The organism is Burkholderia sp. LMG 13014, assembly GCF_905232215.1.
Lineage (GTDB): Bacteria > Pseudomonadota > Gammaproteobacteria > Burkholderiales > Burkholderiaceae > Burkholderia.
Genome location: NZ_CAJNKE010000367.1, coordinates 1 through 6079, shown reverse-complemented (window position 1 = coordinate 6079; position 6079 = coordinate 1). Strand labels below are relative to the sequence as shown.

The 6079-nt window shown below is 62.8% G+C and carries 5 protein-coding genes; 2 read left to right on the top strand and 3 right to left on the bottom strand.

Annotation, left to right across the window (positions count from 1 at the left end; all coding sequences use genetic code 11):
• Positions 1-465 precede the first annotated feature (465 nt).
• Both JYJ84_RS26150 and JYJ84_RS26145 read left to right on the top strand, forming a co-directional pair.
• Positions 466-2190 (top strand): ABC-F family ATP-binding cassette domain-containing protein, encoded by a 1725-nt coding sequence (locus tag JYJ84_RS26150; protein WP_175219517.1) that lies wholly within the window; start codon positions 466-468, stop codon positions 2188-2190.
• Between the two features lie 297 nt (positions 2191-2487).
• A complete protein-coding gene (locus tag JYJ84_RS26145) occupies positions 2488-3555 on the top strand; it encodes a hypothetical protein (protein ID WP_374102133.1) in 1068 nt (355 codons plus the stop codon).
• Positions 3556-3630: 75 nt separating this feature from the next.
• On the opposite strand, the gene JYJ84_RS26140 is transcribed toward JYJ84_RS26145, so the two are convergent.
• From JYJ84_RS26140 to JYJ84_RS26130, 3 genes are all read right to left on the bottom strand, one after another.
• Entirely contained in the window at positions 3631-4665 is a 1035-nt protein-coding gene (locus JYJ84_RS26140) for a succinylglutamate desuccinylase/aspartoacylase family protein (protein WP_175219515.1), read from the bottom strand.
• Positions 4666-4920: 255 nt separating this feature from the next.
• A complete protein-coding gene (locus tag JYJ84_RS26135) occupies positions 4921-5196 on the bottom strand; it encodes a hypothetical protein (RefSeq protein ID WP_043186765.1) in 276 nt (91 codons plus the stop codon).
• 258 nt (positions 5197-5454) lie between these two features.
• Positions 5455-6079, bottom strand: a 625-nt coding sequence (locus JYJ84_RS26130) for a GGDEF domain-containing protein (RefSeq protein WP_205189625.1), incomplete at its 5' end; no start/stop codon positions are given.

Here is a 6079-nt window from a genome sequence, read left to right as displayed (position 1 = left end):
GACGATGAAGCTGAAGGTTCTTGAACCACATAAGGGTACGGGCAAAGCGCGTCATTCAATATGACGGTGACGGTTCCCGGTCAGAAGCAGTCACTCGGAACGCTTTCTTTAAAGTAGACATTGGCCGCCCAATAGCGAGTGGTCGCGGAGCATTCTGCGATCTCTCCTGGAAAAAATCGGGAGCGTAACGCCAGCGGCTTGTATAGCCGACGTGAGCCGAGATAAACTCCGGCGCTACATCCAACTCTTTTTAAAAAAGGAGGTAAATATGGTTTTGCTAGTGCGCCCGCTGATGTTGGCACATTTATTCAGCACATTCGTCCGCTCTTGCCTGAGTTCCATCGCGCTGCGATAACCCGGTCAGAGCAAAGCCTTCTCCTCCCGAGTCCTTTCTCGACTCCAAGGTTGTCGCCAGCGCTCCTGTTGACAGGGACGAACACGTCCCGAAAAAACGAGAGCAAGAGCATGACGACCCTGATTTCCGCACTTTCCTTGAATCTGGAAACCGGCCATGGCCCGCTATTCCAGGATCTTTCCTTTACTGTAAAACTTGGCGACCGTATCGGCCTGATTGGCCACAACGGCTGCGGCAAGAGCAGTCTGCTCGATGTATTGGCGGGCAGCCGCGAACCCGGTGCCGGTAGCGTGCAATACGCGGCAATGTGCCGCCTGCAACACGTCGAGCAGCATCTACCGCCGAGACTGGCCGACTTGACGACACGAGAGGCGTTGCTGGAGAGCGTCGGCGAGCAACGGGCCGAGCATTGGCGGGTAGACAGTCTGCTGGACGATTTGGAGCTGGCCACTGCGGCAGACAAACCGGTTTCCGACCTGAGTGGCGGTCAACACACGCGTTTGCTGCTGGGGCGTGCAGTCCTGACGCAGCCGAATCTGCTGTTGCTGGATGAACCAAGCAATCATCTGGATCTACCCTCGCTATTGTGGCTGGAAGATTTCCTGCGCCGCTGGCAGGGGGGCTTCATCCTGGTGTCGCACGACCCGCGGCTTCTAGACACCCTCAGCGACAAAAGCTGGATTCTGCGCGATCAGCGCTTGTACAGTTTCGATATGCCGTGCAGCCGGGCCCTGGTGGCGTTGGCCCAGGCTGACGCAACGGCACAAGCGCGTCATGCAGGCGAGCAGAACGAGATTGACCGGCTAGCCGCCAGCAGCAAACGTCTGGCCATCTGGGGGCGCGAGCACGACAACGAGAAACTGTCGCGCCAAGCCCGATCCATGCAAAGGCGTGTCGAAAAACTAAAGGAAGACCAGACTTTTGTTAGTCGTGGCAGCCCGTGGCGCTTGAAGCTACAGGGAAGACCATTCGCGGCGGACCGTCTGATGGCGTTCGAAGGCCTGCATGTCCGCGCCCACGCAGAAGAACCGATCCTGTTTGAGGTTCACGATTTGTGGTTGCGGCCAGGTGACAAGATCGCACTCCTGGGCAGCAATGGCACGGGCAAATCCTCGTTGCTACGTCAGTGCTGGAGCGATCTGCAGCAAGGGGAAGCGCGCATGGGCTGGCGTTATCATCCAGCGGCGCGCATCGCCTACTACGATCAGTCATTGCGTCAACTGGCCGACGACGCCACGTTGTCGGACGCGCTCTATAAATTTGCGCCAGTCGGCGACAAGGAGCGACGGCAGGCGTTGATTTCTGCCGGGTTTGCGTATGTACGCCATGCTCAGACCGTGGCCACGCTGAGTGGCGGCGAGCGGGCTCGTCTGCTGTTTCTCGCGCTGTCCATGGCCAGCTACCACCTGTTGTGGCTCGACGAACCGACCAATCACCTGGATATGGAAGGTAAGGGCGAACTTGCGGCCGCGCTGGCGGCGTTCGATGGGGGTTTCATCCTGGTTTCGCATGACCGCGAACTGATCGAGCAGAGTTGCAATCGCTTCTGGGCAATCCATAACGGGCGCTTACAGGAATTGCCGGATGCTGAAAGCGCGTATCGAAATTTGTTCACATCTCGTGATTCCGCTGCACCCGAGCAGATTCCGGCGACACGGAACCACGCCGGTGTTCAATCCGCCCTCAGTGACGCTGACGCACAGTGGCAACGCTGGTGTCAGTTGGAGGCATGGCTGGCGGCAGAACTCGCACGCAAACCGAAACATCAAAAACCGCAACTGCAGGAACAGTGGCGGGAAGAGATGCGGCGACTGGAACAGGCGCTTGGGCTTTAACGCGCATGTAACGGGTGCGGGTCGCAGCGGCACGGCGACGTGTGAGTGGCGATTGCTGGATGCAGGATTGGTGCCTCTGGGTACCGCCTGCCGCCACTATCCCGCGATTCCACACCCGCTTCACTTTCTGGTCGAACGCATGGCCGATCTCGAAAAGCACGAGTGTCCCTTCCGGGGCGGCATGCGGCATCGGCATCGGCGCCGGGCCGGGCTGAAATCGACGAGAAAGAGACAATCGACGGCTGTATCGAGATTGACGACAATGAAAACCATTCCAACAGAGGGCAAAAAATAATGATGACTTCCGGCGACGGCCTGACCAGTCCAGCGCGGCTCCTGCGACTCGCGTCATGGGGGATTGCGATCATCTTCGCGGTCTTTCTGAACATGCTCGGCAGCCTCGTGATCCGCGACATGGCGTTCGCGCCGAGCGGCGGTCCGCCCGCCATCGAGCAATTCGCCGATACTCAGGCAAAGGCGCGGCTGGACGCGGCGCGGCGCCGTCTGCAGGCTCAGCACGACGCGCTTGTCGAGAAGGCCGACACAATGGAAGTGGCGCGCGGCCGCGCCGCGAAGGAGTACGCGGCCGAGAAGGAAAGCTTCCGCAACTGGCTGGCAACCCGCTCGGTGACAGGAGACAGTGCGAGGGACCCGGACATTCTGGCCAGAACGCACAAACTCGATACGCTCCAGGCCGTGGTGGTCAACTGGCAGCATCAGATCGATGCGATCGGCGACCAGCAACGGGCACTGACCTCGCAGCAGACTCAAGTGGACACGCAAATCGCCGAAGCGGACGCAGCAGCCGAACAGCGCTTCGACGCGGCAACACGGCACTACGAGATCCAGGTGTTCGGGCTGCGGCTGGCGCTGACGTTACCGATACTGCTGGTTGCGATCTGGCTGTTCATCCGCTACCGCAAGGTGCGTTACTGGCCCTTCGTGTATGGTTTTGGCCTGTTTGCACTGAGTGCGTTTTTCATTGAACTGGTGCCGTACCTGCCGAATTTCGGCGGCTACGTCCGGGTTCTGGTCGGCATTGCGCTCACGGTATTCGCTGGCCTCTACATGATGAAGGCATTTCAGCGCTATGCCGAACGCAAACGGCTCGAATTGCAGCAGGATCAGGGCGCACGCGCGCGCACGATCGGATACGAAAAAGCCGTTCGATCACTCGAAAAGAAGCGCTGCCCGTCATGCGACAAACAATGGAATCTCGGCGGCGACGATTCCACGTTCTGCGTACATTGCGGATTGAGGCTTTTCAATGTATGCGAATGCGGCGGCCGGAATTTCTTCTTCTTCCCGCATTGCCATCAATGCGGTGCCGCGCAGGAAAATGAGTTGCCAGGGGCGTCCGGCTGACGGTCAGCGTGTCTGCAACATGCACTGGCGCCGTTGCCGATATCCTACGCGGGCGGCGGGTTGCGCCAGTCGCGATCACTCGATGACACGCGCCGGCGTCGACAGCTCCGCCAACTGAAACAGGCAATCCCCGCGCCGCACTTGCGCGGGCACGCGCTTGCACACCACTTCGCCGTCGCCCTTGAAGCGGTGCAGCATCGGCTCGCGCAGCGGCGTATCGGGGAAATGCACCCATGCGGCCGGCTGCCCGGCCTTCACCTGGTCGCCGAGTTCGACGAGCGGCTCGACCAGCCCGCGCTCGTACGCATAGACGAAGTGGCGCTCGCCGTCGACGCGCATGAAGCGCGTGATGGTTGGCGGCGCATCGGGCACGAGCGCGCCGCGCAGCAGGCCGATATAGCCGAGGTAGTGCAGCAGCCCGTGGCGGCCGAGCCGGATCAGCGACGGATCGGCCATGCCCGCGCCGCCGAGCTCGGTCACGATCGAGATCGCGCCTTGGCGACGCGCGGCCGATGCCGAATGCACGGGGTTCGGCGCGTGCAGCAGCGCATTCTGCAACCCGAACGCGGCCAGCAGCCCGTTCAGTTTCGCGGCTTCGTCGGCGTCGAGCGGATCGATCGCGAGCATGTTGCCGCCGTGGTAGAGCAGCGAGCTGCCGCCCGAGTGCAGGTCGACCAGATACTGCGCGCGCGACAGCAGCGCATGCTCGATGTAATGGGCGATCATCTGCGTCGGCGTGCCGGTCGGGTTACCGGGGAAGCTGCGGTTCAGGTTGCCTTCGTCAAGCGGCGACACGCGCAGGCCCGCATCGGCCGCCGGGAAATTCGCCATCGGCAGCAGGATCAGCTGCCCGCTGACCATCTCGGGCTCGATCTCGCGCATCAGTTGCGACACGATGATCTGGCCTTCGTACTCGTCGCCGTGGTTGCCGGCCATCACGAGCGCGACCGGGCCGTCGCCGTTGCGAATCGACGCGATCGGGATCGGCAGCCAGCCGTACGCCGAGCGGTGCACGGAATGCGGCAGCCGCAGGTAGCCCGCGTGCTTGCCGGGTGCGTCCAGATCGATTTCGCAGTGGATGGGATTGCGGTGCGAGGAAGAGGCGGTCATGGCGGCATCGTTCGATGAACGGAATCTGCCATCTTATCGGGAAACGACCGCCGCGCGGTGTGCCGGGTGCGCGCAACGCCGAATGCCATCGACTGGCAAGCGCACGGATACGTCCGAACGCGTTGCACAGCCGATACGCGGAACCCCGTGCGATGTTGCAGCGATGAGCGCGTGCCGGTGCGTCGGCCGGCCGCATTCGAGCGTGATGTTTCGCGCCGGCCCCTCGCCGCGACGGGGCCGGCGTGCACAATCGGCCTACCGGCCCGATGTTTCAGCTTCGATACGTCCTTCTTCCCACAGTGCCCAGAAGCGGCTGCCGGCGCGATATGGATTCGCACGGTGCGCGCCGTGATCGGCGACGCCCTGGCGAAACGCGCCGTAGAGCGTCAGCGGCGGATTGTCGACGCATCGGGCTTCGCGTGCGGCCGGCATGCGGCGCTCGGAAACGAGCCGGCGGATCAGCGCTGCGCCGTCGATCACATCCAGTTCGTCGATGGTATCGCTGCGGCTGAGGACTTCGACGGTATTCATGTTGAGTCTCCCTGACAACCTGTTTCCCTGACAGGGAGCAATAAAAGTGCCAGGCTCGAAAAGCCTTGCACTGATTCGATCGTGCCGGCTTCTGCAGCCAACGTGATGCGTGGCGGGCGGCGATGTTACGGAACACGTCACGTGACACGCGAGCGCGCGGCGCCACGTGCGGTCACGCAAAGCGTTTCGGAATTGAATCGTCGGGACGAGGCGAACGCGGGGGGAAAGAGGGCGACGCAGCCGGTGCGCGCAGTCGGGTCAGCTCGCGGTAGCCGGTGCGACCTGGCTGCTGCCGCTCGAATAGAAGCGGTAGATTCCCTTGCCGGCCGACTTCGCGTCGTACAGCGCGCTGTCGGCCTGCCGGATCAGTTCATCGGGGGAACCGTGCCCGTCGTCGAGTGCGATGCCGATGCTGATCCCCAGGCTCACGGTCGCACCGATCGACAGCGTGTACGGCGCGGAGATCTGCCGGATGATGCGCGCGGCGAGGCGCGAGCACGCGTGCATCGTCGTGTCGTCGAGCGCGACGACAAACTCGTCGCCGCCGATGCGTGCTGCCAGCTCGCCGGGCGGCAGCGTCTTGCCGAGCCGCTCGGCGACTTGCGTCAGCACGTCGTCGCCGGCCTGGTGGCCGAACCGGTCGTTGATCGCCTTGAAGCCGTCGAGGTCGAGATACATGACGGCGAGCGCGGGGCCCGGCGTGCGCGGCCGGCGCGCGAGCATCCGCTTGAGCTCGGCATGCAGTTCGTGGCGGTTCGGCAAACCCGTCAGCGCATCGTGCCGCGCGAGATGGCGGATGTGCTGCTCGGTCTGGCGGCGCGCGGTGACGTCCTCGACGATGATCACCGCGTTGCCGTCCGGCACGCGGTGGCGCGTCAGTTCG